Here is a 22,994-nt window from a genome sequence, read left to right as displayed (position 1 = left end):
ATACCTCCTGATAGGTTATTGTGTGGTTACTTTAATTTTATCAGAGGGTGTCCTTTTTGTTTACTAAAAAGAGTAAGAATATTAAAAAAGACGTAGCACTTACCATTTTAAATGGTTAGCGCTACGTTTTTAATTATTTACTGGGGTTTTGTCCCAGCCCCTTCTTATTCTTCACGCTTTTCTTTGTGATGTTTAGACTGTTCATCCATTATATCATCCATTTTTTTTCTTTCTTCATCATCATTTATGATTTGTTGGTTTTGATTCGGTTCTTCTGGTCGATGCTCTGGAGACGGGAAATCAGGCATATATCTACCAACTATAGCAGCTACTTCATCTAGAATGCCTTGTATAGGATAGCCTTGAGCAATTTTGTCATTCATTCGGCGGATTCTTTCTGTAATATCGGCATCTGCTACGACGACAGCTGTACGACCATATGGATCATGCTGAAGTGCTTCAATTACTGAATATTTAATGGTACCAACTCTTGACATATCTAATTCTTTATCAACATCTATCCCAACAACAGCATAAGGTCCAACAACGATAGCTACAGCATCATCAACTTCGGGGACATCGCTTGCCACATGGGCTAAGTGATCTGCAATTTGCTCATTTGAAAAATCACGATCTTCCCGAGGTGCAGAATTCTTTACGTTAATTATTCTGTCATTTGGGTCTTCTTTTTCACTAGGTAAAGCCCGGTCCTCATCATTCTGTCCGCATCCTAAAAGAAAAAGCAAACATAATGCTATTAAGCTTAAACGAATATACATCTAAAACTCCTCCTAAAAATTGTGGATACAGGGAATAACTATACCGTTATTTTGGAGTATTAGATGCCAAATTATACAATAGAAAAAAAGGACCCTAAAAGAAACAGCGGTCTTGCTGACTTTTAGGATCCTTTTCATTCTACATTAGCTTATCTTAATTTTAGTAACACCTTTAATTGGATTGTCCTTATTAGATCCGTCTTTGAATAATAAATGCACAGGGCCATCTTCAGTTAACGGTTTTCCATCCAATGCAAACAGTAAGTAACTGTTGTATAAATCAGCAATCGAAATGACTATTTCTTCACGCTTTGTAACAAGTACTGCTTCTTTTGCATCCGCTTTAATTTCAGCGTGATTTAAAAAGTCGTCAATTGGCATTACGTAGGAATATTTTAATATATTCTCCCGTTCGTGCTTAGCTAAACTTCTATTAACAGGAGGTTTCGATTGGAATCTTACTGCTCTTTCCCATCTCTCTTGTGCTTCTTGAACGTCATTTCGTTCATCTTTTTCTTCATGATTGGAGAATGCTTCTTCTAAAATAATTTTGCGATCATCAAATATCCATACGGTAGGATCCATTGTAATTTGGTAGGTAACATTACCAATAATAGGGACAATCATGTTTTTCCACCTTTCCGATAATATCTGTACCTATTAAGAATAGCAGACAACGTCAATAAATGAAATCGCTAAGCATTATATTCTAACGTCAATTTTTCCTAGTATTTCAATGAAGGAAAAGATTGCATTTTATAGTAGTAAAGGATAATATAATATTAGAGTAAATGTATATGTACAAAGAAGAAAACAAGCTTATTATCCTGATAAGGTTTGTTGGTGGAGGGGATATATTGATGCCAGAGGTAACGATAGATCATCGTGAAAAAGCCTATGCCCTTCTAAAGGCTGATGCTGATAAAATATTGCGGCTTATTGAAGTACAAATTGATAATTTAACGATGCCGCAATGTCCATTATATGAAGAGGTTTTAGACACGCAAATGTATGGTCTCTCACGGGAGATAGATTTTGCTGTTCGATTAAATTTAATTAATGAAGATGAAGGAAAAGCACTTCTTGAGAATTTGGAGAGGCGTTTAAACATTCTTCATGAAGCGGCCCAAAAATCTGTGTAACACGTATGTGTGTTTGGAAAGATTTTTTGGTAAAAACTTTGCCTGCATATGAAATGGCAAGGTTTTTTTGTTTAAGTAAGTGGGCTTTCAACATGAAAAAACATTTACTACTTGACGAATAGAGCTAATTCATTGAAAATTGAATAATTACCAATAGACTTGCACGGATACTAATTATAATCAGTTATCATAATTGGAGAGAGAAACGATGTTAACAAAATTAAAAGAATTTGATTTTACACTTCTTATAACACCATTAATATTAAGTGGATTTGGTGTTGTGATGATTTATAGTGCGAGCATGGTGCTAGCTATAGTGGAGGGTTATGAGAGCAATCATTATTTACTGAGGCAATTACAATGGTTTGCAATAGGATTATTTGGATTTCTATTTGCGACCTTTTTTCCCTATAAAAAGTATCAAAAGATAATTAAATTAATCGTTTTAGGGGTCATTCTACTGTTGTTAGCGGTAAGATTTTTTGGATATTCTGCGGGTAACGCAAAATCCTGGATAAATATCGGCCCGATTAACTTACAACCTTCTGAATTTGCTAAGCTTGGTATTATCATGTATCTGGCTTCCGTATATTCAAAGAAACAGGCATATATCAATAATTTCAACCGAGGGGTATTACCACCTTTAATTTTAACAGGATTTATTCTAGCATTAATTGTAGCTCAGCCTGATATTGGAACAGCTGCCATTATCTTTTTAATAGCGTGTACCGTCATTTTTAGTTCAGGTATTCGTTTTAAACATCTATTTATATTAGTTGCAATTGGGTTATTATTATTAGCAATCGCCGTTCCTAATATGGTAACTGAAGAAAGGATTAGCCGTTTTACAGGGGCCTATGCACCATTTGAGTCACCACATCTTGATGGTTATCAATTAATTCAATCGTATGTAGCCATTGGTGTTGGAGGGGTAACAGGAGAAGGTCTTGGACAAGGGGTACAAAAACTAGGGTACTTATTTGGTCCACATACGGACTTCATTATGGCAGTAATTGCTGAAGAGTTGGGCTTTCTAGGTGTCATTATTGTTATCGGTGCTCTAGCTATCATTGTATTACGGGGGATATTTATTTCACGTAAATGTAAAGATAGTTTTGGAGCGTTACTAGCGCTCGGTATTTCTTCTATGGTAGGCATACAAACATTTATCAACTTAGGATCAGCAAGTGGTATTTTACCGATAACGGGTGTAACCTTACCATTTGTTAGCTACGGTGGATCTTCATTACTCATATTATTAGTATCCATGGGAGTATTAAATAATATAGCAATGAATGTGAAAAAACAGGAACGTGAACCAGTTCCTGCAATGAAACAAGATATTCCAAATAATCCATTTATTAAAGGAGGAACAAGATGGTCAAGTTAAATAAAATTAAAAAAGTACTCGTTGCAAATCGTGGGGAAATCGCAATTCGTGTGTTTAGGGCATGCACAGAGTTAAACATTCCAACAGTTGCTATTTATTCAAAAGAAGATTTGGGCTCCTATCATCGCTATAAGGCAGATGAGTCTTATTTGGTAGGGGAAGGCAAAAAACCGATTGATGCTTATTTGGATATTGAAGGAATTATTGCTATTGCTAAACGTGTTGGGGTAGATGCAATTCATCCTGGTTATGGTTTCCTATCGGAAAATATAGAGTTTGCTAAACGCTGTGAGCAGGAAGGTATAATCTTTATAGGTCCTAAAAGTGAACACTTACATATGTTTGGGGATAAAGTAAGAGCAAGAACACAAGCACAAAAAGCTGGTCTACCAGTAATTCCAGGTAGTGATGGTCCTGTTACGTCACTAGAGGAAGTAGAAGCTTTTGGTCAGGAGCATGGCTATCCTATCATCATTAAAGCAGCTCTAGGTGGTGGTGGACGCGGTATGCGGATTGTACGAAGTGCCAATAATGTTCGCGAAAGCTATGAAAGAGCTAAATCGGAAGCAAAAGCAGCTTTTGGTAGTGAAGAAGTATATGTTGAGAAATTAATAGAACAACCGAAGCATATAGAAGTTCAAATTATCGGGGATGAATTTGGTAATATTGTTCACCTCTATGAACGCGATTGCTCCATTCAACGTAGACACCAAAAGGTAGTAGAGGTTGCGCCAAGTATATCCTTAACAGATGAATTACGGGAGAAAATCTGTTCTGCAGCTGTTCAACTAATGAAGAATGTCAACTACGTAAACGCCGGTACGGTTGAATTTTTAGTGAAGGATAATAACTTTTATTTTATTGAGGTAAATCCACGCGTTCAAGTAGAGCATACGATTACAGAATTAATTACTGGGGTTGATATCGTACAAACCCAAATCAAAATTGCGGATGGTCAACATATCCATGAACCATCAATCGGAATTCCTGAACAAGAATCGATTACAACTCAGGGCTATGCTATTCAATCCCGTGTAACGACAGAAGATCCATTAAATAATTTTATGCCAGATACAGGGAAAATCATGGCGTATCGGACTGGTGGTGGATTTGGTGTTCGTTTAGATGCTGGAAATGGTTTCCAAGGTGCAGAAATTACCCCTCATTATGATTCATTGCTTGTAAAGGTGTCTACTTGGGCATTAACTTTCGAACAAGCTGTCTTAAAAATGGTGCGTAATCTTAAAGAGTTTCGTATTCGAGGTATCAAGACGAATATTCCATTTTTAGAAAATGTCATGTTACACAATCAATTTATGACTGGTGAATACAATACGACTTTTATAGATAAAACGCCGGAGTTATTTGTTTTCCCTAAGCGAAAAGACCGTGGAACAAAAATGTTAACCTTTATCGGAGAAACAACGGTTAATGGATTTGAAGGCATTACTCAAAAAGAAAAACCGAACTTTGATACACCAATCGTTCCAAATGTAGAACATCTTGATTATGCACATGGAACAAAGCAAATTCTTGATGAAAAAGGACCAGAAGGGCTTGCAAAGTGGTTAAAAGAGCAGAAGGAAGTACAATTAACCGATACGACATTTAGAGACGCTCATCAATCGTTACTAGCGACTCGAGTACGTACGAAGGATCTGGTTAAAATTGCTGAGCCGACTTCTAAACTTCTGCCTAACCTATTCTCTGTGGAGATGTGGGGAGGAGCAACTTTTGATGTTGCCTATCGCTTCCTTAAGGAAGACCCTTGGGAAAGATTGTTGAAGCTGCGAGAAAAAATGCCAAACGTATTACTCCAAATGCTTCTACGCGCAAGTAATGCAGTAGGATATAAAAATTATCCAGATAACTTAATTCAGGAATTTGTTGAAAAAAGTGCGAATGGCGGAATAGATGTTTTCCGTATTTTTGATAGTTTAAACTGGGTAGATGGTATGAGACCTGCTATCCAAGCAGTTCGGGATAATGATAAGATTGCCGAGGTTGCTATGTGTTATACAGGGGACATTCTGGATCCAAACCGTACGAAATATGATTTAGCTTATTATAAGAAATTAGCTAAAGAGCTTGAACAATCAGGTGCGCATATTTTAGGAATTAAAGATATGGCTGGATTACTTAAACCGGAGGCTGCTTATCGTTTAGTAACAGAGCTAAAAGAAACAGTTGATATTCCAATCCATCTTCATACCCATGACACAAGTGGAAATGGAGTTTATATGTATGCTAGAGCGATTGATGCTGGAGTAGACGCTGTTGATGTTGCTAATGGACCGATGGCAGGGCTAACCTCACAACCAAGTGCGCAAACATTATACCATGCATTAGAAGGGAAAGAACGTCAGCCAAAAGTGGATATTGAAAATTATGAGAAGCTCGGCCACTATTGGGAAGGTGTACGTCAGTATTACCAAGAGTTTGAGAGTGGCATGAATGCTCCACATACAGAGATATATCAACATGAAATGCCTGGTGGGCAATATTCTAATTTACGACAGCAAGCAAAAGCTGTCGGCTTAGGTGACCGGTGGGATGAAGTGAAATCGATGTATCGTCGTGTGAATGATATGTTTGGTGATGTCGTAAAAGTAACCCCTTCCTCAAAAGTAGTAGGGGATATGGCGCTCTTCATGGTACAAAACAATTTAAGTGAAGATGATGTGTACGAAAAGGGAGAAACCATTGATTTTCCAGACTCAGTGGTAGAATTTGCTAGTGGTTATATTGGTCAGCCATATCAAGGTTTTCCAAAAGAATTACAGCGAATCATTTTAAAAGGGAAAAAGCCGATTACCGAAAGACCTGGACAATTATTAGATCCAGTTAATTTTGATCATTTGAAGGAAACCTTATTTAATACGTTAGACCGTCAAGTAACAAGTTTTGATATGATTTCATATGCTTTATATCCGAAAGTATTTATGGATTATCACCAATTCTATGAATCATATGGGGACGTATCTGTATTAGATTCGCCAACATTCTTCTATGGAATGAAGATTGGGGAAGTAGTTGAAGTAGAAATCGAGCAAGGAAAAACACTGATTGTGAAATTAGTCTCTATTTCTGAACCAAGAGAAGATGGTACAAGAGTAGTTTATTTCGAATTGAATGGTCAGGCTCGTCAAGTTAATATCCGAGATATGAGTGTCCAAACGAATGTTACGTTAAGACCGAAGGCAGATAAAACAAATAATAAACACATCGGAGCTACGATGCCTGGGACAGTGCTTAAAGTAGTGTGTGAAAAAGGGCAAGAGGTAGAAAAAGGCGATGAGCTAGTTATTACGGAAGCGATGAAGATGGAAACAACGGTTCAAGCTCCGTTTACCGGTGTAGTAAAAGCTATCCATGTACAGAATGGTGATACAATTGAAGTGAATGATTTATTAATTGAATTGGAATAGGATTCATGAGCGTTTCAAGTAAATTGCTGATGTAATAGGGTTAATATTGTTAACTTACTTAAAACCCCCGTATCTTAATAGAAGGATACGGGGGTTTTGCTTCGTTTATGTTGAATGATATATAGGCTGTTTCTTTATTATTTTATGTTAGAAAGAGCCTCGTCTGGAATAGCGTTTTTTCGAGCCATTGCAGCACTTCTTGTTGATAAGAGACAGAAATAGCTTAGCATTCCGAAATAACATGTAATAACTAACGCATGCATTAACGCGACACCTAAATTCAATAAGGTAAAGATAATGAGAGCACCAAATGTAACTTGTAGAAGTATTAATGTAAAGGTTGCTGTCCAACCCCACTTCATAATATTACTTTTTGGATAATCTTTTAGGATCCGAATAAATAGACTTAATGTCCAAATAAATAATAATCCAGCAAACATCCGATGTCCCATTTGAACCCATTGTTCAAATGTAAAGTTTGAGAAATCAAATGGTGCTGTATTTTTACACAACGGCCAATCGCCACAAACTAAGTTTGCGTTTACATGTCTTACGAGAGCCCCTGTATAAACAACGAGTAAGGTAAATATGGTTAAAGCATAGATTTCAACACGGTGCTTCTTTTTTATGTAAAGTGAATCAGCATCAAATTTCTTATCAATTTCAAAAATAAGTAACATTAATAAGAAAATGGTTGCAAAGGAAATAAGTGATATGCCAAAATGTGCTGCTAAAACGAAGTCAGATTGTCCCCACATTACAGCGGCAGCACCAATCAATCCTTGCAAAACTAAAAAGAAAACAGAGGAAATAGATAGAAATTTCACTTCCCTAATATTTCCGATATGCTTCCAAGACAGATAAGCTAGGATAAGAACGATAATACCAACAGAACCAGATACTAAACGATGACTCAATTCAATAATTAATTCCATATCGATTTCAGATGGAACCAATTCTCCTTTACATAGTGGCCAACTATCACCACACCCATCACCTGACTCGGTTTTAGTCACTAGTGCCCCTCCGATAAGAACAAACGTCATCCCGATGACCGCTAGAACCGAGAGCCATTTTAATAATTTTATCATACTATCAATATCCTCACTTTTTCATTGTTGTTATGTATTACGACATTATTATTATACCACTCTCCATGATAATCTTTTTTTCGCGTATAAAGCAAATCTTTTATGCAATATAATGACAATTGACACAGAATTGTTAAACAATAGATGGATTTAAATATCGAACAGATGGAATTAAGAAAAAACCCTTGCAAAGTTTTTCATTGTCTGCTAGAAATAATATAGGGGATATACTGTAAATTTAGTAGTAGAACTTCTGACGAAAGCAATTACATAGGTGGCTGGATTTTTGAAGGCGTTTTAGCCTTTTATTTGTTTACAACATAAAATTCACATAATTGTCAGAAGTTCGTGCGAATTGTGACAGTATGGTCCTAGAGGCAAATGGATTGTAAGATGGAACCGTGATACAATGAGCATTAATAGATAGCATACTTTATGGAAATATGAACAATGCTAGGATGAGTATGCTTCTTTTATATGTCCCTTTTATTTTGGGGGTTAAAGGGGGGATATACAGGATGCGTTCAAATGAGACAACTTCCTCAAAAAAGGGCGATGCTATTGTACATACGGGAGTAAAAAGTGATAGTAAATTTTGATGGATTTACTGAAAAAGAATGAATTGGTACTTGCCTTAGTTACTTTCCTTTTAGATACAATAATTTTAGCTTTGTTAGGAATATTAAATACTGTCTTCTTCATTTTGTATTAAAAAGGAATGTATCGATAACGAATGGGGAATAGGTACATATATAATTAAGGTTTCCCATTACTAATTATCATCCTTACTATTTTCTATATATAAGGAAGGAAATTTTGAAAGAGAGGTATTAATACATGAAAGGTTGGATGGGAAGATTCAAAGTATTATCCCTATTGGGTTTAGTAGCATTATTTCTATCAGCCTGTGGTAGGGAGAACCTGACAGCGTTAAACCCTAAAGGCTACGGCGCGGAAAAATCTCTAGATCTAATTATTCTACCTACTGTTATCATGACTGTTGTTCTTGTAATTGTAATGGTTATATTCACAGTAGCGCTCATTAAATTCCGTAAGAAAAAAGGTCAAGAAGATGTTATTCCAAAGCAAGTTGAAGGTAACCAAACATTAGAAACAATCTGGACTGTTATTCCGATTTTACTTTTAATCGTAATTGCGGTGCCAACAGTAATCTATACGTTTGATTTAGCTGATGATGCGGATGCTAGTGATTCATTAAATGTTAACGTTACCGGTAACCAATATTGGTGGCATTTTGATTATGATGGACTAGACATTCAAACAAGTCAGGATGTATATATTCCTGTAGGTGAAAAAGTATACTTTAATATGTTATCTTCCGATGTTATCCATTCATTATGGGTTCCTGCACTATCTGGTAAGCTTGATGTTAACCCAGAAAATGAAAATACATTTTATCTTCATGCTTATGAAGAAGGTGTGTATTGGGGTAAATGTGCGGAGCTTTGTGGACCTTCGCACTCACTTATGGACTTTAAGGTTGTCGTAGTTAGTCAAGAAGAGTTTGACCAATGGGTCGCTGATATGCAAAACTTTGATCCAGAAGCAGAACCTGAAACACAAGAAGCAGTAGATGGTAGAGCATTATTTGAAGAGAACAACTGTATTGCATGTCACGCAATTGGATCTTCACCTGTAGAAGTCGGTCCTAACTTAACCAATTTTGGAGACCGTACAAAACTAGCAGGTACAGCAGATATGACAAAAGAAAATATCATTAAATGGATTGTAAATCCAGAAACAATGAAACCAGGAAATAAAATGACTGGTATGTACCCATCAGTTAGTGAAGAGGATGCTGCATTAATTGCAGAGTATCTATTACAGTTACGTCCTTCAGAAATTACGCCGGAGAGTGCGGGTAACTAACTTTTGATTTAAGGTTTGTATGATTGAAAAGGGAGGTTTATTTTGTGAGTTCAGCAACTGCTCAGAAAACAAGCTTCGCTGCCGTATTATGGGATTATTTAACGACTGTTGACCATAAAAAAATAGGTAAACTATATCTTTATGGTGGGGGTTTCTTTTTCCTACTCGGTGGATTAGAAGCTTTAATTATTCGTATTCAACTAATGAAACCAGACAACGATTTTATATCTGCTGGTTTATATAATGAAATGATTACAATGCATGGAACAACGATGATTTTCTTTGCGGCCATGCCAATATTGTTAGGATTAATGAACGCCGTCATGCCGTTACAAATTGGTGCTCGTGATGTTGCGTTTCCATTTCTTAATTCATTAGGTTTTTGGTTATTCTTGTTTGGTGGAATTATGCTAAATGTCAGCTGGTTAACTGGTGCACCAGATGCTGGTTGGACAGCATATACACCACTATCAACGTCCTCACCAGGACATGGTGTAGATTATTATATTCTAGGTCTACAGATATCGGGTGCTGGTACGTTAATGGGGGGAATTAACTTCCTCGTAACGATTGTTAATATGCGTGCACCTGGTATGACATACATGCGTATGCCATTATTCACATGGACAACATTCGTAATCAGTGTATTAATATTATTTGCATTTCCAGCTTTAACAGTTGGTTTATTCTTACTCATGTTTGACCGTATGTTTGATTCAGCATTCTTTGATGTAGCACTTGGTGGTAACAGCATCATTTGGCAACATCTATTCTGGATCTTTGGTCACCCAGAAGTTTATATTCTAATCTTGCCAGCGTTCGGTATTTTTAGTGAAATTTTTGCGACATTCTCTAAAAAGCGTCTATTTGGATATACCGCAATGGTATTTGCGACAATCCTTATTGCGTTCTTAGGCTTTATGGTATGGGCTCACCATATGTTTACAGTAGGAATGGGTCCAGTTGCGAACTCCATTTTCGCTATTGCTACGATGGCAATTGCTGTTCCAACTGGTATTAAGATTTTCAACTGGTTATTAACCCTTTGGGGTGGAAATATTACCATTAATAGTGCAATGCTCTGGTCATTAGGATTTATTCCTTCCTTTACACTAGGTGGAATGACAGGGGTTATGGTAGCTACTTCTGTAGCGGATTATCAATACCATGATTCTTACTTCGTTGTAGCCCACTTCCACTATGTAATTGTTGGTGGGGTAGTATTTGGAATTCTTGCAGCACTACATTACTGGTGGCCATTAATGTTTAAACGAATTCTTAATGAAAAATTAGGTAAGCTTGCATTCTGGACATTCTTTATTGGATTCCATTTAACATTCTTTATCCAGCATTTCCTTGGATTAATGGGTATGCCTCGTCGTTACTGGGTATTCTTAGATGATCAAGGGTTAAATGTGGGTAACGCTATTAGTACAGTCGGTGCCTTCTTTATGACATTCGGTGTACTAGTATTCCTATTCAATGCATTTTATTCTTGGTTTAAAGAAAAGCCTGCACCGCAAGATCCTTGGGATGGTCGTACATTAGAGTGGGCAGTTGCTTCACCGCCACCACATTATAACTTTAAACAACTTCCACTAGTTCGTGGACTTGATGCATTATGGATTGAGAAGATGGAAGGTAATGGTAAAATGACACCTGCTGAACCTGTAGGGGATATCCATATGCCAAACGGATCTATTCTACCGTTTATTATGTCATTAGGTTTCTTTATTGCAGGATTCGGGTTTATTTACCATAATCAATCTACTTTTGCCTATGTATTACTATTCGGTGGCATGGGGCTAGCATTATTATGTATGCTACTTCGCTCGCTGAAAGATGACCTTGGATATCATATCCATAAAGAAGATCTCGAAAAGGAGGCTGAATAATATGGCTAATGATCATACCTTAAATCCAGAAACAATGCCACATCATCCTGAAAAAGCAACACTTGAAGGGAAGAATAAGTTTTTAGGATTATGGTTTTTCCTTGGCGGAGAAACAGTATTATTTGCCAGCCTTTTCGGAACATACCTTGCATTAAAGAATTCGACTGCTGGTGGACCAAGTTCTGAGGATATTTTTGGACTTGAATTAGTATTCCTTATGACCATGCTATTATTAACTAGTTCCTTAACTAGTGTGTATGCCATGTATCATATGAAGAATAATAATTTCGCTAAAATGCAGCTTTGGCTTGGAATTACCGGCTTACTTGGTCTAGCATTCCTTGCATGTGAGATTTACGAGTTCTATCACTACATTCATGAGTATGAATTTACATTTCGTTCTTCTGCTTTTGGATCTGCATTCTATACTTTAGTAGGCTTCCACGGTGGTCACGTACTTTTTGGTCTATGTTGGTTAGCAGCTCTTATGATTCGAAATGCAAAGCGTGGATTAAATCTTTACAATGCACCAAAATTCAATACATTTAGTTTATATTGGCACTTTATTGACGTTGTATGGGTATTCATCTTTACAGTGGTATACCTAATGGGGAAGGTGGGGTAACGGATGACAAATAACACCAAAACCAATGAATATCATAAACAACAAAATAAAGAGGAAATGAAAAAGCAGCTGATTACCTTTGCTACAATGATCATTTTTACTATTATTGCTTTTGTCATTGTAGGTTCAGGTATAATGAGTAAGATGCTGGCGATTCCATTATTACTAATCCTTGCTGTAGTACAAGTAGCATTCCAATTTTACTACTTTATGCATATGAAGGATAAAGGACATGATATGGTTGCTATCATGATTTATGGTGGAGTGTGGGCGGCAGTATTAACCGTAGCTGCACTTAGCTTAGTAATATGGTGGTAATCTAAATAAGGATCAGGGAATTGTTTTCCCTGGTCCTTATTTTTTGGGATAAGAAACGAAGAATTCACGGCAGACACTCCTAATTCTTCAACTACATCTAATAGTCTTTAAAAAGTTGTCACAGTTTATCCGTGTTTACCGTATAATAATAGGTTATAATGGAACTTAGATAATAGGAAAACTATGGAGTGAATGATATGTTGGTTAATTTACAACTTTTTGGATTTCGTGCTTTATGGAGTCCATATTTCTTTTTATTTGTTTTGGCTTTAGGAATTACATATTACTTAATCACTGGGCCGCTTCGCCATAAGTTTGGTTCTGTTGAAGAACCAACAACGAAACAAAAGGTTTTTTTCTATATTGGACTAGTATTACTTTATATTGTTAAAGGGTCTCCAATTGACTTGTTAAGTCATATTACCCTTACAGCTCATATGATGCAAATGGCAATTTATTTAATTGTATTTCCAATTCTTATGATAAAGGGGATCCCGGCTTGGATTTGGAAGGGTGTGCTTGTTAAACCAGTTATTAAATCTGTGATGAAAGTACTTACGTTTCCGTTAATTTCAATTTTATTGTTCAATACGTTATTTTCTATTTACCATTTGCCAGCAATTTTTGATATGACGAAATCTTCACCGGTTATACATACTTCATTCCATATTTTGCTTTTATTATTTGGATTTTTAGTATGGTTCCCAATTATGTCACCGATTAAAGAATGGCAAATTAAACATCCGTTAGGGAAGATTTTCTATATATTTGGTAATAGTGTATTGATAACACCTGCCTGTATATTGATTATTTTTGCAGATGTACCGTTATATGCAGCTTATAGTTCGAGTGGCGCTTGGATCCAAGCTATGGCACTATGTGTGCCAGGAGACGTTCTAAGTGGACTAACTTCTACTTCTCAAATCACTGGGCCAGAAATGTTCACATCAATGTCCACGTTAGAAGATCAGCAGCTTGGTGGTATTATTATGAAAATAATGCAAGAAATCATTTATGGTGTCATTTTAGCTAAAGTATTTTATGCTTGGTTTAGCCCGGAAACCTTAAAGGTAGACCCATTACCAAATACGGTTGCACATACAACAGAATAAATGATGGAAGGGGAGAAGTATTCCACTCTTTAATAAATTTGGAGAGGAATAAGACTATGGAAATTTTACCTACAATTAGTACTTTCTTTATTTTTTTAAGTGCGGTGTTAGTTGCAATTGGATGGCGTTTAATTGCGACGAATCGCCCAAAAGCACATAAGAAGACGATGATTGCAGCAGCAATCAGTGCGTTATTGTTCTTTATTATTTATATGTCTCGAACTGTTTTTATTGGAAACACGAGTTTCGGTGGTCCAGATGAATTAAAAATTTACTATACGATATTTTTAGTTTTCCATATAACATTAGCTACAACAGGTGCGGTTTTTGGGCTTGTAACGCTATACTTAGCATTCAAGCGTAAAATCGGAAAGCACAGAAAAATTGGTCCGATTACTTCCATTATCTGGTTCGGATCTGCGAGTACTGGTATTGTCGTATACTTCTTATTATATGTTCTTTATCATGGTGGACATACAACAAGCTTATTAAAGGCAATATTTGGCACTTAATAAACTTTTTAATTAGATGGTATAAAAATAACGCATTTGCTTTTTTCAAGCAAATGCGTTATTTTTTATGATTTAAAATTTAATGTTAAGCTTCAGGATTCCAGCTTCCCTAGCTGAAATGTAAATGATTAGGATTAATGGCCCAATGATAAATCCTAATATACCAAATATCTTTAATCCTAGGAACATCGAAATTAGTGTTGCGAGTGGTGACAATCCCATATGTTTTCCCATCACTTTAGGTTCAACCGTTCTCCTTATGGCAAGCAGAATGATAGCAAGAATGGACAGTTCTACTCCCATTTGTATATCTCCAGCCATAAACATAATGATAGCCCATGGTCCAAGAATAATGATTGAACCAATAATCGGAACTAAATCAACTAGCCATATGATAAGCGCCATTATCAAAGCAACTTCTGGAGCGATAATAAATAATCCAATTAGCGAAACCGCAAAGATAATTAAACTAACTAAAAATTGAGCTTTAAAGAAGCCAACAATAACATTTTTAATTCGATTGTTCATAAAGGAAACTTTTTCAGCAGTTTCTTTTGTAAATAAATTAAATGTTTTATCTTTTAATATTGGTAGTTCTAGCATAAAGAGGAACAAGGCTATCAGATATACTAGAATACTTACAATATATTGCGGAACCTGAGCGAAGATACTAGCAATTTTATTGATGGTTACCTTTTCTCTAAGTGTTGTGTTTAGCTGTGTAACATATGTATCAAAACTATCTGTTACAGATTCAACAAACTCAGAAGGCAAATCATTACCATATTCAGTTATTCGATTTTGCCATTCTCCATATACTTGGTTAATCTTATTGATATGGGATGGGACGTCTTCTACAAAGTTAATTGCTTGACCTACAGCTTTTGTGACAATAAAGCCTCCTGCAAATCCAACTACCACAAGAAACAATAGAAATACAATTAGTACCGAAAATTTCCTGTTAATTCTCGTTCGGTTTTGAATGAAATTCACTACAGGGTTTAATGAAAGTGCTGTTATTAGTGCAATAATTAAAGGAATAGAGATAGACAATACGAAATATCCAACCACTAATAATAACAATATGATGATGAATAAGATGATTTTTCGAAACAAAAGGGTATCTCCTTTCGGGTGTTGGAAAATTCTTTAATATACCTATAAAAAATATAGCATGAAATCATCCATCTGGATAGAAATAACTCGTGAAATAGGGAGATAAAAAACCAACTACTCGCACCGTGAGAGTAGTTGGCCATTTTGTTCATTACTCAACGTTAAGTTCTTTAAGATCTTCACTAACTTTTTGCAAAATTTTGGTTGCTCGTTCTACCAGATTTTCTGGAAAGTTTTCTTCTTCACCATATTCCACGCCATGTGGATAATAATGCTTACCAAGTAATGGACTTAATAACTTAATGACGGCATCGCCACGGTCAACATCACCTTCAATTGCGTAACCTTGAATACGGATGTAATATGTAATGTTTTTCTCATTGGAACCGATTTTATAATCATATGTAACTCGTTCATAATCCCACTGTCCAGCACGGATAAAGGCATTATTTCCCATGATCCTATCTAATGGTTTTATTTCCATTATAGTATCTTCAATTCCTACGTTTTCTAATTTCATTTTCTACACCTCACATTTTTGCTCACTACCTTAATAATAGTATTATTTCAATGAAGTTGCAATGAAAATGGGGTTTTTCATCCTCGAGAAATTAGAACTGTCATATAATTGTAACGATTTTACTAATACAATGTTCGTATATTTCTGTCTTAAAATACAAATGAAATAATTACGTATATAGTATTTAATAATTTTATAGCATGTTTTAATATAGTAAAACATATAGTTTACTATACTATTTAGTAGAGGGAGCTAGACGAAATGCGATGGATAAAAGGCGTTGTAGGCTTTATTATGATAGTCATTATTACATTTTTTATTTTAGAAAAGAATCAAATAGAATCACGTGAAGCAATTGATAGTCTTAATCATACATTAATCGTGAAGAAGGAGAATGTAAAGGAGAAGTCGGTTCCCAATAATATAATTGCCAAAGGGAAATATGAGGGGGAACTATTTCATTGGATTGGAAGGAGTACGGACGAGTTAATTCAAGGTTTAGGGGAACCGAAGCGCAAGGACCCAAGTTCATATGGATATACTTGGTGGGTGTATACAAATAACGAAACACAATATATTCAATTCGGTGTCATAGGGGAGGAAATTCATACGATTTATGCTACTGGCGGTGATATTTCCATTTCACCATTAGCAATTGGTGACAGTTATGAAAGTGTTCATCAAGAGTTAGATTTTAAAAATGAAGTGACGTATAGTAAAGGAATAGCTTCTTATACATTTTTGTTAGACGACGAAGATGTTCAAATGCGTCCTTTAGTAAAGCTATCAGATGATCTCTTTTTACAAGTTTATTTTGATACCTTTTCTAATCAGCTTTCTTCTGTCCGTATTATGACTGGTGACGTACTTCTTACACAGCGACCATATGGATTACGCTATAGAGGGAAAATACCCGATCCCCCTAACCTGACAGATGCTAAATGGGAAGAAGTGGAGCGTGGAATGGAACAACAAATTTTTGATATTACGAATGTGATCCGGCAAAACTTTAAAAAGAATACGTTAGAATGGGAGGATATGGTTAGCGAGGTTGCCTTCTTACATAGTAAGGATATGGCAGAAAATAATTACTTCTCCCATTATAGTCAAAATGGGAATGGCTTAAAAGAGCGATTAGAAGGAAAGGATATCTATTACACTGCGGCTGGTGAAAATATTGCTGCTCAATATGTTGATGCCCCTGCGGCGGTTGAAGGTTGGTTAAATAGTGAAGGTCACCGGGACGCTCTGTTAAATGATGAATACACCCATTTAGGTGTAGGTGTATATAGGCTATATTATACACAAAACTTCTTAACAAAACCGTTTAACTAGTAGTAGCAAATAAAAAAGAATATCATTAATGACCTGAACTATATTTCGCAATTCTTTCATGATAATGCGGGGGAGTTCGGGTTTTTTATATCCCTTGCTGGAATGGGGAAGAAGTTGCATGTAAGAGGAACAGTTAGTTTTTTGTTTTACTTCCTTGTTTTAGGTGAAATGCACAGAACAATGGTTAAAGCATAAATTATAGTATGTCGATTGTTGCCTATGTGTATAGCTAAAGGGGTGAGATGATTTGAGTACGAATAATTTACATCCAACTGTCCAACGCTTTCGAGAATTTATCAATCAACATCCAAAGCTGAGGAAGGAAATAAGAAGAACAGGAAGGTCCTGGCAAGAATACTATGAAAAATGGATTCTATTAGGTGAAGAGGATGAATACTGGAATAAGTTTAGAGAGGAAACATCCGATAATGATAAAAGTGATAAGAATGGAGCTGAGAGTAAGGCCGAACTATTTAGTCAGCTATTAAAATATGCTGAGAAGATGGATATCGATAAAGTACAAAAGCAGGTATCCCAATTAAGTGGAACGATTGCTACCATTCAAGAGTTAATTGACCAATATCAAGGCTCTAAAAAAGGACCAAAACCACAGGAACATAATCCTTTTGGTTGGTTTAGGGATTAGTGATTACGATGAATAAAACATTACATGATTATTTACTAACTAGACCTGATTTAGTTCATTTTATTCGGTACAACCCAGAATGGTATCGATTTCTATCGAGAGATCCGAATAAGATAGCTGAAATAGAAAATGAGGCGAAACGATTTTATGGTAAAACCTTCTCGCAAAAGCTGGAAAAGGTTAACCAAAATGTTCAAATGGTGGGTATGCTATTACAATTTGCGGAAATGATGAAAGATTAATTGTTTTTACATTTTCACCATAAAAGTGATAAACTATTGGTGGAGGTGAATGATTATGATAGCTACCTTAGAATATGTCGATATTTTAGACCGCTCTGAAATGCTAGGGAGGATGGTTTTGGACTCTGAGGTTTATGAAGCATATGCGGAAGCTAAACATGCTTTAGAAAATGATTCCGAAGCCCAACAGCTTATTAAAGAGTTTACTGCTGTTAAGGATCAATATGAAGACGTCCAGAGGTTTGGTAGATATCATCCAGATTACTCTGAAATTATGAAACTTGTCCGCACTAAAAAACGTGCGATGGACTTAAATGATAAAGTTGCAGCATATAAAATTGCTGAGAGAAATTTTCAAAGTTTATTAGATGAGATTAGTCAGTATATTGCATTCAGTGTTAGTGAACAAATAAAGGTTCCAAGAGATGGGGCCGCACTTACGGACAGTGGATGTGGTTGCGGAAGTGGTGGAGGCTGTGGATGTAAGGCTTCTTAATCGTTATATTGTTGAAATAAAAGCTATATTCTGATAAACTATTTCAAAACTACCTGAAATTGTGAGGATTTTTCATGAGAACAAATAGACAGGGGATTATTGTTTGGTATCAACATGCCAAAAATATGAAACAAATCAAGCGATTGGGAAATGTTCTTTATACATCTAAAAAGCTAAAGTATGCAGTAATGTATGTGGATCAATCTAATCTAGAAGAAATTGAGAAGAAATTATTAAAATACCCTTTTGTATCAAGGGTAGATCGATCATATAAGCCATTTATTCGTACAGAATATGAAAACGCTAAACCAGATAAAGCAAAACAATACGATTATAAAATGGGAATATAAAACCTTCGTGATTAACCTCGCGAAGGTTTTTCGTTTCCGTACGGTAGGGGGTTGAGAATAAGAATAAAAATAAAAAAACCTGCAGAAATAAAATCCTGCAGGTCCCTTTGTTTTCTTGCCAGAAAACAAAAAGGCAAAGGGAGAGGAGAAACCGGAGGAGAACTTATGGGGAAGTGTAAGTCTTCTCCGTGTTTTGAAACAACCAAGCTACGCATTAGCTGTTCCATTAAGCTATTATGTTCAATGGTAAAAAATATATACATGTTAATCTTATTTTTTGTAATAGTTTTTTTCTGTTTTATTATCGTTTTCCTTTGTGGTAGGATTGTAACGAGTGAGTAACAGAGGTGAATGTGATGCGAGTAATAGCAGGAATACATAAAGGAAGACAATTGAAGGCAGTTCCAGGTAAAAATACTAGACCTACAACTGATAAGGTAAAAGAAGCGGTATTTCAAATGCTAGGCCCATTTTTTCAAGGTGGAGTGGCATTAGATTTATTTGCTGGGAGTGGTTCGTTAGGTATTGAGGCGTTAAGTCGTGGAATGGACTCCTGTATTTTCGTCGATAGTCATCCGAAAGCCATTCAGACTATTAAAGAGAATGTCTCCATGTTAAAGCTTGATGATCAAGTAGAAGTATTTCGTGCAGATGCATTCCGTGCCTTATCAGCATCTGCAAAAAGAGGGCTGAAGTTTGATTTGATATTTCTTGATCCTCCTTATACGAAAATAAGTTACGAAAAGTTATTAGAAATAATTGAAGCAGAGCAGTTATTAAATAGTGATGGTATTATTTACTGTGAACATGATATTCATGATCATTTACCAGATACATACTCCAGTCTAACGGTTAAAAAACAAACTCACTATGGCGGAACAATTGGAGTTACCATCTATCAAAAAAATTAGCTTAGAGGGGTGCTGGCATGACAAAATTAGCAATTTGTCCAGGGAGTTTTGATCCCATTACATTAGGGCATTTAGATATTATTGAAAGAGGTTCTAAAATTTTTGATGAAGTAATTGTTGCTGTCTTTAATAATCGATCCAAATCTCCGTTGTTTACAGTGGAAGAAAGAATGGAATTAATTAGAGAATCGACGAAGCATATGCCTAATGTAAAGGTGGACGCAAGTGATGGCCTATTAATAGAATATGCCGAGGAGAAGAACGCACAAGTCATACTTAGAGGTTTGCGGGCTGTAAGTGACTTTGAATATGAAATGCAAATTACATCCATGAATCGAAAGTTAGATTCAAGAATAGAAACACTATTTATGATGACCAATAATCAATATTCATTCTTAAGCTCCAGTATTGTAAAAGAGGTTGCTAAATATAAAGCTGACGTGACCGACCTTGTACCAGTAGTTGTAGCAGAAGCACTTAAAAGTAAATATAAGCGATAAGAAAGTCAGGACTAGCGATGTCTAGATGTAATAGAAGAAATATAACATAACGGAAACTACTACAGGAGGTAAGCATAGTACATCAATGCTTTCCTCTAATCTTTTACAATCGCTAGTCCTTCGTATTCTTTGGGGTAACATTCTTTGTGAAAATACGAAAATAATCTTGAAATAGTTTAGTAAGGAACGCTTGCTAACATTTCCATTCATAATTTTGAATATCTAAAACGACGGTACATAATAAGGAAAGCTAAGCCAAAAGCAGCAATGGTAATTAATGGTCCAATTTCCTTGAGAAGATCTAATATACGTACCCATTGACTATCTATGCTAGGATTGAGTACAGGCATTTCTTTTACACTTGATTCGATTCTATTTAAATATAAAGGTTTATAAAGTAAGATGGCAAGAATACTAGCTATAAAGCCATGTAAAATACGTGCGAAAAAATACGGATAAAACCTAATATTACTCTTTGAAATAATACTTGCAACCTGAGCTTGTACTGAGAAGCCGTTAAAACCTAATATAAAGCTTACTACAATAACGCTAGCCAAAAAGGGATCAACATTTTCTTTTGAAATCATATTAGCCCCAAGTGTAATCTCAAAAAGCCCTGTTATAAATGGTAGAGCTAATTCTACCGGTATGAAAAAGAACTGTAGCACAGATTGAAAGAAGATGGCAATAAATGGCGTTACTCCTATCAAGAATAGCATTTTATTTAACACTGAAAACAAGATGATAAATCCTCCGACCATAACAAGTGTCTTAATGGAATTAATGACAGCATCCCCCATAATCTCTCCTACTGGTCGCTTGTCCTTTATTCTCGTTTCATGCATTGCATAAAATGCTCGTTTCAGAGAAATTTTACGGCTTTCCTTTTTTTGATACGTCTCTTTCGATCTCCCATAAAATCGCATACAGATGCCAGTTATGGCATTCCCTAGATAATGACAAACTGCTAATAGTACCCCTAATTTAGCATCATGAAAGAAACCAATCGATATCGCTCCAAAAATAAATAATGGACTAGACGAGTTAGTGAACGCAACAAGACGTTCTGCTTCTAACTGTGATATTTGCTTTTGCTCTTTCAGTCGGACAGATAGTTTTGCACCGGTTGGGTAACCACTAACCATGCCCATTATCCAGGCAAAACTGCCAACACCAGGAACATTGAACAATGGGCGCATAATTGGTTCAAATACTACTCCCAGAAACTTTACAACACCGAAACTTAATAATAATTCAGCTGTAATAAAAAAAGGCAGTAGGGAAGGAAAAACTACTTCCCACCACATATCAAGTCCACGAATACTTGCCTCAAGAGCGTCATTAGGATATTTAATTAACGTAAATGCAAAGAAAATAGTTGTAGCGGCAAACAGAAATGTTTTAACTAATTGCTTCAAAAGACTGCCTCCTAGTAATTTGCTAAACTGTACTTATTATTTTGATAGTAGTAAAATAAAACTAGTTTAAAATGAAACGTAAATGGGTTAGTTTCATATATCTATATCAATATACGCTTGTACATTGCCTGAATATGCCATACACTTTTTTCGATAAAAAAGATTTTCAAAGAGTTAAGGTATTATAAAGGCCTAAGTGGTTTTGAAAGGGGTCTAAAGATGAAGTTTTCAAAAAGACAGATAGTTTCGCTACTTTTAGCTGTAATGGTTGCATTTTTTCTTTCTACATATAAATTACCGTACTATATTCAAAAACCTGGTGGAGCTGATGCATTAAAACCTATCGTTCAAGTAGAGAATGCTAATGAGAGTGAGGGAGACTTTCATTTAGTAACAGTAAGAGGGGGGCAAGCTACTCCTATACAATACGCTTTAGCTAAAGTCCTACCGCATCATCAAATATTAGATATTAATGATGTTCGTCCTGAGGGAATATCGGATGAAGAATATTTTCAAGCACAATTACAAATGATGGAGAGCTCTCAAGAAGCTTCCACTGTAGTTGCTTATACTGCAGCTGGAAAGGATATAACGATAGAATTTAATGGTGTATATGTAGTAAGTGTTGTTCCTGGATTGGCAGCAGATGGTATTTTGCAAATGGGTGATAGAATCATTGGGATTGATGATTTAGAAATAAAAGAGTCCAATGATTTAATATCCTATATAGAGCAGAAGAAGGTTGGAGATCAAATTACGGTTCATTTAATTCGTGATGATGAAGAGATAACTAAGGATATCACATTAGGTGTAATTGATGAAGAGACGAAGCAAGTTGGGATTGGTATCACTTTAGTTACCGATCGTGATGTTCAAGTTGACCCTCCTCTTACATTTTCTAGTGGTAATATTGGTGGACCAAGTGCAGGGTTAATGTTTTCACTTGAAATTTATAACCAATTAACGGAAGAAGATCTGACTAAGGGTCATCAGATTGCGGGAACTGGAGAAATCGATTATGAAGGAAATGTCGGTAGAATCGGAGGAATAGACAAGAAGGTAGTAGCTGCTGATCGCGAGGGAGTCGATGTATTCTTCGCTCCAAATGAAGGTGGACGTGGAGGCGACTCTAATTATGAAGTGGCTAAGAAGAAAGCCGAGGAGATTGGTACCGATATGGTGATTGTTCCAGTTGATACCTTTGATGATGCCCTTAGGTACTTGAAGGAAGAATTAAAATAAACATTGTACGAAAAAGACAGCCCCTAACTGATTTGG

General features: G+C 35.9%; 23 protein-coding genes. 17 read left to right on the top strand and 6 right to left on the bottom strand.

Features of this window, described 5'->3' with window-relative positions; translation table 11 throughout:
- Window positions 1–164 precede the first annotated feature (164 nt).
- The gene (locus AAIB49_RS01405) at window positions 165–779 is read right to left on the bottom strand and encodes a YhcN/YlaJ family sporulation lipoprotein (RefSeq protein WP_339215474.1); all 615 of its coding nucleotides are present in this window, start codon (window positions 777–779) and stop codon (window positions 165–167) included.
- 144 nt (window positions 780–923) lie between these two features.
- A complete protein-coding gene (locus AAIB49_RS01400) occupies window positions 924–1,406 on the bottom strand; it encodes a hypothetical protein (protein WP_343456978.1) in 483 nt (160 codons plus the stop codon).
- 233 nt (window positions 1,407–1,639) lie between these two features.
- Between AAIB49_RS01400 and AAIB49_RS01395 the strand changes: the two genes are divergently transcribed.
- From AAIB49_RS01395 to pyc, 3 genes are all read left to right on the top strand, one after another.
- Complete coding sequence (locus AAIB49_RS01395) at window positions 1,640–1,921, top strand: Fpa/YlaN family protein (RefSeq protein WP_186868555.1); 282 nt, start codon at window positions 1,640–1,642, stop codon at window positions 1,919–1,921.
- A 208-nt stretch (window positions 1,922–2,129) separates the two neighbouring features.
- A complete protein-coding gene (ftsW, locus tag AAIB49_RS01390) occupies window positions 2,130–3,311 on the top strand; it encodes a putative lipid II flippase FtsW (protein ID WP_343456977.1) in 1,182 nt (393 codons plus the stop codon).
- Window positions 3,299–6,739 carry a pyruvate carboxylase gene (gene pyc / locus AAIB49_RS01385; protein ID WP_343456976.1) on the top strand — a complete coding sequence of 1,147 codons (3,441 nt, stop codon included), beginning with the start codon at window positions 3,299–3,301 and terminating at the stop codon, window positions 6,737–6,739. Before ftsW ends, pyc begins: the two co-directional genes overlap by 13 nt.
- A 137-nt stretch (window positions 6,740–6,876) precedes the next feature.
- Here pyc and AAIB49_RS01380 read toward each other — a convergent pair whose 3' ends face one another.
- Complete coding sequence (locus AAIB49_RS01380; RefSeq protein ID WP_339215467.1) at window positions 6,877–7,830, bottom strand: COX15/CtaA family protein; 954 nt, start codon at window positions 7,828–7,830, stop codon at window positions 6,877–6,879.
- Between the two features lie 837 nt (window positions 7,831–8,667).
- Here AAIB49_RS01380 and coxB point away from each other — a divergent pair.
- The 6 genes from coxB to AAIB49_RS01350 all read left to right on the top strand — a co-directional run bounded on the left by coxB (window position 8,668) and on the right by AAIB49_RS01350 (window position 14,182).
- Complete coding sequence (gene coxB / locus AAIB49_RS01375) at window positions 8,668–9,720, top strand: cytochrome c oxidase subunit II (RefSeq protein ID WP_339215465.1); 1,053 nt, start codon at window positions 8,668–8,670, stop codon at window positions 9,718–9,720.
- A gap of 44 nt (window positions 9,721–9,764) precedes the next feature.
- A complete protein-coding gene (gene ctaD, locus AAIB49_RS01370; protein WP_343456975.1) occupies window positions 9,765–11,615 on the top strand; it encodes a cytochrome c oxidase subunit I in 1,851 nt (616 codons plus the stop codon).
- Window position 11,616: 1 nt separating this feature from the next.
- The gene (locus tag AAIB49_RS01365; RefSeq protein WP_339215462.1) at window positions 11,617–12,240 is read left to right on the top strand and encodes a cytochrome (ubi)quinol oxidase subunit III; all 624 of its coding nucleotides are present in this window, start codon (window positions 11,617–11,619) and stop codon (window positions 12,238–12,240) included.
- A 3-nt stretch (window positions 12,241–12,243) separates the two neighbouring features.
- Window positions 12,244–12,558, top strand: a complete 315-nt coding sequence (ctaF, locus tag AAIB49_RS01360; protein WP_343456974.1) for a cytochrome c oxidase subunit IVB — start codon at window positions 12,244–12,246, stop codon at window positions 12,556–12,558.
- 197 nt (window positions 12,559–12,755) lie between these two features.
- Entirely contained in the window at window positions 12,756–13,670 is a 915-nt protein-coding gene (gene ctaG / locus AAIB49_RS01355; RefSeq protein WP_339215459.1) for a cytochrome c oxidase assembly factor CtaG, read from the top strand.
- Window positions 13,671–13,726: 56 nt separating this feature from the next.
- Window positions 13,727–14,182, top strand: coding sequence for a DUF420 domain-containing protein (locus AAIB49_RS01350; protein WP_186868564.1), 456 nt, complete (start codon window positions 13,727–13,729; stop codon window positions 14,180–14,182).
- Window positions 14,183–14,254: 72 nt separating this feature from the next.
- On the opposite strand, the gene ytvI is transcribed toward AAIB49_RS01350, so the two are convergent.
- Window positions 14,255–15,298 carry a sporulation integral membrane protein YtvI gene (gene ytvI / locus AAIB49_RS01345; RefSeq protein WP_186868565.1) on the bottom strand — a complete coding sequence of 348 codons (1,044 nt, stop codon included), beginning with the start codon at window positions 15,296–15,298 and terminating at the stop codon, window positions 14,255–14,257.
- Between the two features lie 151 nt (window positions 15,299–15,449).
- Window positions 15,450–15,818 carry a YugN family protein gene (locus AAIB49_RS01340; protein WP_339215454.1) on the bottom strand — a complete coding sequence of 123 codons (369 nt, stop codon included), beginning with the start codon at window positions 15,816–15,818 and terminating at the stop codon, window positions 15,450–15,452.
- 261 nt (window positions 15,819–16,079) lie between these two features.
- Between AAIB49_RS01340 and AAIB49_RS01335 the strand changes: the two genes are divergently transcribed.
- From AAIB49_RS01335 to coaD, 7 genes are all read left to right on the top strand, one after another.
- Complete coding sequence (locus AAIB49_RS01335) at window positions 16,080–17,153, top strand: CAP domain-containing protein (RefSeq protein ID WP_343456973.1); 1,074 nt, start codon at window positions 16,080–16,082, stop codon at window positions 17,151–17,153.
- A gap of 247 nt (window positions 17,154–17,400) precedes the next feature.
- Entirely contained in the window at window positions 17,401–17,799 is a 399-nt protein-coding gene (gene ylbD / locus AAIB49_RS01330) for a YlbD family protein (protein WP_339215451.1), read from the top strand.
- A gap of 8 nt (window positions 17,800–17,807) precedes the next feature.
- A complete protein-coding gene (locus AAIB49_RS01325; RefSeq protein WP_339215450.1) occupies window positions 17,808–18,041 on the top strand; it encodes a YlbE-like family protein in 234 nt (77 codons plus the stop codon).
- A 55-nt stretch (window positions 18,042–18,096) separates the two neighbouring features.
- Entirely contained in the window at window positions 18,097–18,537 is a 441-nt protein-coding gene (locus tag AAIB49_RS01320) for a YlbF/YmcA family competence regulator (protein WP_339215449.1), read from the top strand.
- Between the two features lie 74 nt (window positions 18,538–18,611).
- Complete coding sequence (locus AAIB49_RS01315) at window positions 18,612–18,887, top strand: YlbG family protein (protein WP_186868571.1); 276 nt, start codon at window positions 18,612–18,614, stop codon at window positions 18,885–18,887.
- Between the two features lie 356 nt (window positions 18,888–19,243).
- On the top strand, window positions 19,244–19,798 hold the full coding sequence (gene rsmD, locus AAIB49_RS01310; RefSeq protein ID WP_339217777.1) for a 16S rRNA (guanine(966)-N(2))-methyltransferase RsmD: 555 nt from the start codon (window positions 19,244–19,246) through the stop codon (window positions 19,796–19,798).
- Between the two features lie 17 nt (window positions 19,799–19,815).
- Window positions 19,816–20,298, top strand: a complete 483-nt coding sequence (gene coaD, locus AAIB49_RS01305; protein ID WP_186868573.1) for a pantetheine-phosphate adenylyltransferase — start codon at window positions 19,816–19,818, stop codon at window positions 20,296–20,298.
- Window positions 20,299–20,504: 206 nt separating this feature from the next.
- Here coaD and ylbJ read toward each other — a convergent pair whose 3' ends face one another.
- The gene (ylbJ, locus tag AAIB49_RS01300) at window positions 20,505–21,716 is read right to left on the bottom strand and encodes a sporulation integral membrane protein YlbJ (protein ID WP_339215445.1); all 1,212 of its coding nucleotides are present in this window, start codon (window positions 21,714–21,716) and stop codon (window positions 20,505–20,507) included.
- A gap of 219 nt (window positions 21,717–21,935) precedes the next feature.
- Here ylbJ and AAIB49_RS01295 point away from each other — a divergent pair, with 219 nt between their 5' ends.
- Window positions 21,936–22,958, top strand: coding sequence for a SepM family pheromone-processing serine protease (locus AAIB49_RS01295; RefSeq protein ID WP_339215444.1), 1,023 nt, complete (start codon window positions 21,936–21,938; stop codon window positions 22,956–22,958).
- The last annotated feature ends 36 nt before the right edge of the window (window positions 22,959–22,994 follow it).

The sequence above is a fragment of the Ornithinibacillus proteolyticus genome (assembly GCF_039581225.1).
Taxonomy (GTDB): Bacteria; Bacillota; Bacilli; order Bacillales; family Amphibacillaceae; genus Ornithinibacillus; species Ornithinibacillus massiliensis.
The sequence above is the reverse complement of the archived record's forward strand: the minus strand, read 5'-3'. Positions and strand labels throughout refer to the sequence as shown.

Bases quoted from the DNA above. Each gene is read 5' to 3' on its own strand.
- AAIB49_RS01405 (WP_339215474.1), bottom strand. From the start codon at position 779: ATGTATATTCGTTTAAGCTTAATAGCATTATGTTTGCTTTTTCTTTTA.
- AAIB49_RS01400 (WP_343456978.1), bottom strand. From the start codon at position 1,406: ATGATTGTCCCTATTATTGGTAATGTTACCTACCAAATTACAATGGAT.
- AAIB49_RS01395 (WP_186868555.1), top strand. From the start codon at position 1,640: ATGCCAGAGGTAACGATAGATCATCGTGAAAAAGCCTATGCCCTTCTA.
- ftsW (WP_343456977.1), top strand. From the start codon at position 2,130: ATGTTAACAAAATTAAAAGAATTTGATTTTACACTTCTTATAACACCA.
- pyc (WP_343456976.1), top strand. From the start codon at position 3,299: ATGGTCAAGTTAAATAAAATTAAAAAAGTACTCGTTGCAAATCGTGGG.
- AAIB49_RS01380 (WP_339215467.1), bottom strand. From the start codon at position 7,830: ATGATAAAATTATTAAAATGGCTCTCGGTTCTAGCGGTCATCGGGATG.
- coxB (WP_339215465.1), top strand. From the start codon at position 8,668: ATGAAAGGTTGGATGGGAAGATTCAAAGTATTATCCCTATTGGGTTTA.
- AAIB49_RS01365 (WP_339215462.1), top strand. From the start codon at position 11,617: ATGGCTAATGATCATACCTTAAATCCAGAAACAATGCCACATCATCCT.
- ctaF (WP_343456974.1), top strand. From the start codon at position 12,244: ATGACAAATAACACCAAAACCAATGAATATCATAAACAACAAAATAAA.
- ctaG (WP_339215459.1), top strand. From the start codon at position 12,756: ATGTTGGTTAATTTACAACTTTTTGGATTTCGTGCTTTATGGAGTCCA.
- AAIB49_RS01350 (WP_186868564.1), top strand. From the start codon at position 13,727: ATGGAAATTTTACCTACAATTAGTACTTTCTTTATTTTTTTAAGTGCG.
- AAIB49_RS01340 (WP_339215454.1), bottom strand. From the start codon at position 15,818: ATGAAATTAGAAAACGTAGGAATTGAAGATACTATAATGGAAATAAAA.
- AAIB49_RS01335 (WP_343456973.1), top strand. From the start codon at position 16,080: ATGCGATGGATAAAAGGCGTTGTAGGCTTTATTATGATAGTCATTATT.
- AAIB49_RS01325 (WP_339215450.1), top strand. From the start codon at position 17,808: ATGAATAAAACATTACATGATTATTTACTAACTAGACCTGATTTAGTT.
- AAIB49_RS01320 (WP_339215449.1), top strand. From the start codon at position 18,097: ATGATAGCTACCTTAGAATATGTCGATATTTTAGACCGCTCTGAAATG.
- AAIB49_RS01315 (WP_186868571.1), top strand. From the start codon at position 18,612: ATGAGAACAAATAGACAGGGGATTATTGTTTGGTATCAACATGCCAAA.
- rsmD (WP_339217777.1), top strand. From the start codon at position 19,244: ATGCGAGTAATAGCAGGAATACATAAAGGAAGACAATTGAAGGCAGTT.
- coaD (WP_186868573.1), top strand. From the start codon at position 19,816: ATGACAAAATTAGCAATTTGTCCAGGGAGTTTTGATCCCATTACATTA.
- AAIB49_RS01295 (WP_339215444.1), top strand. From the start codon at position 21,936: ATGAAGTTTTCAAAAAGACAGATAGTTTCGCTACTTTTAGCTGTAATG.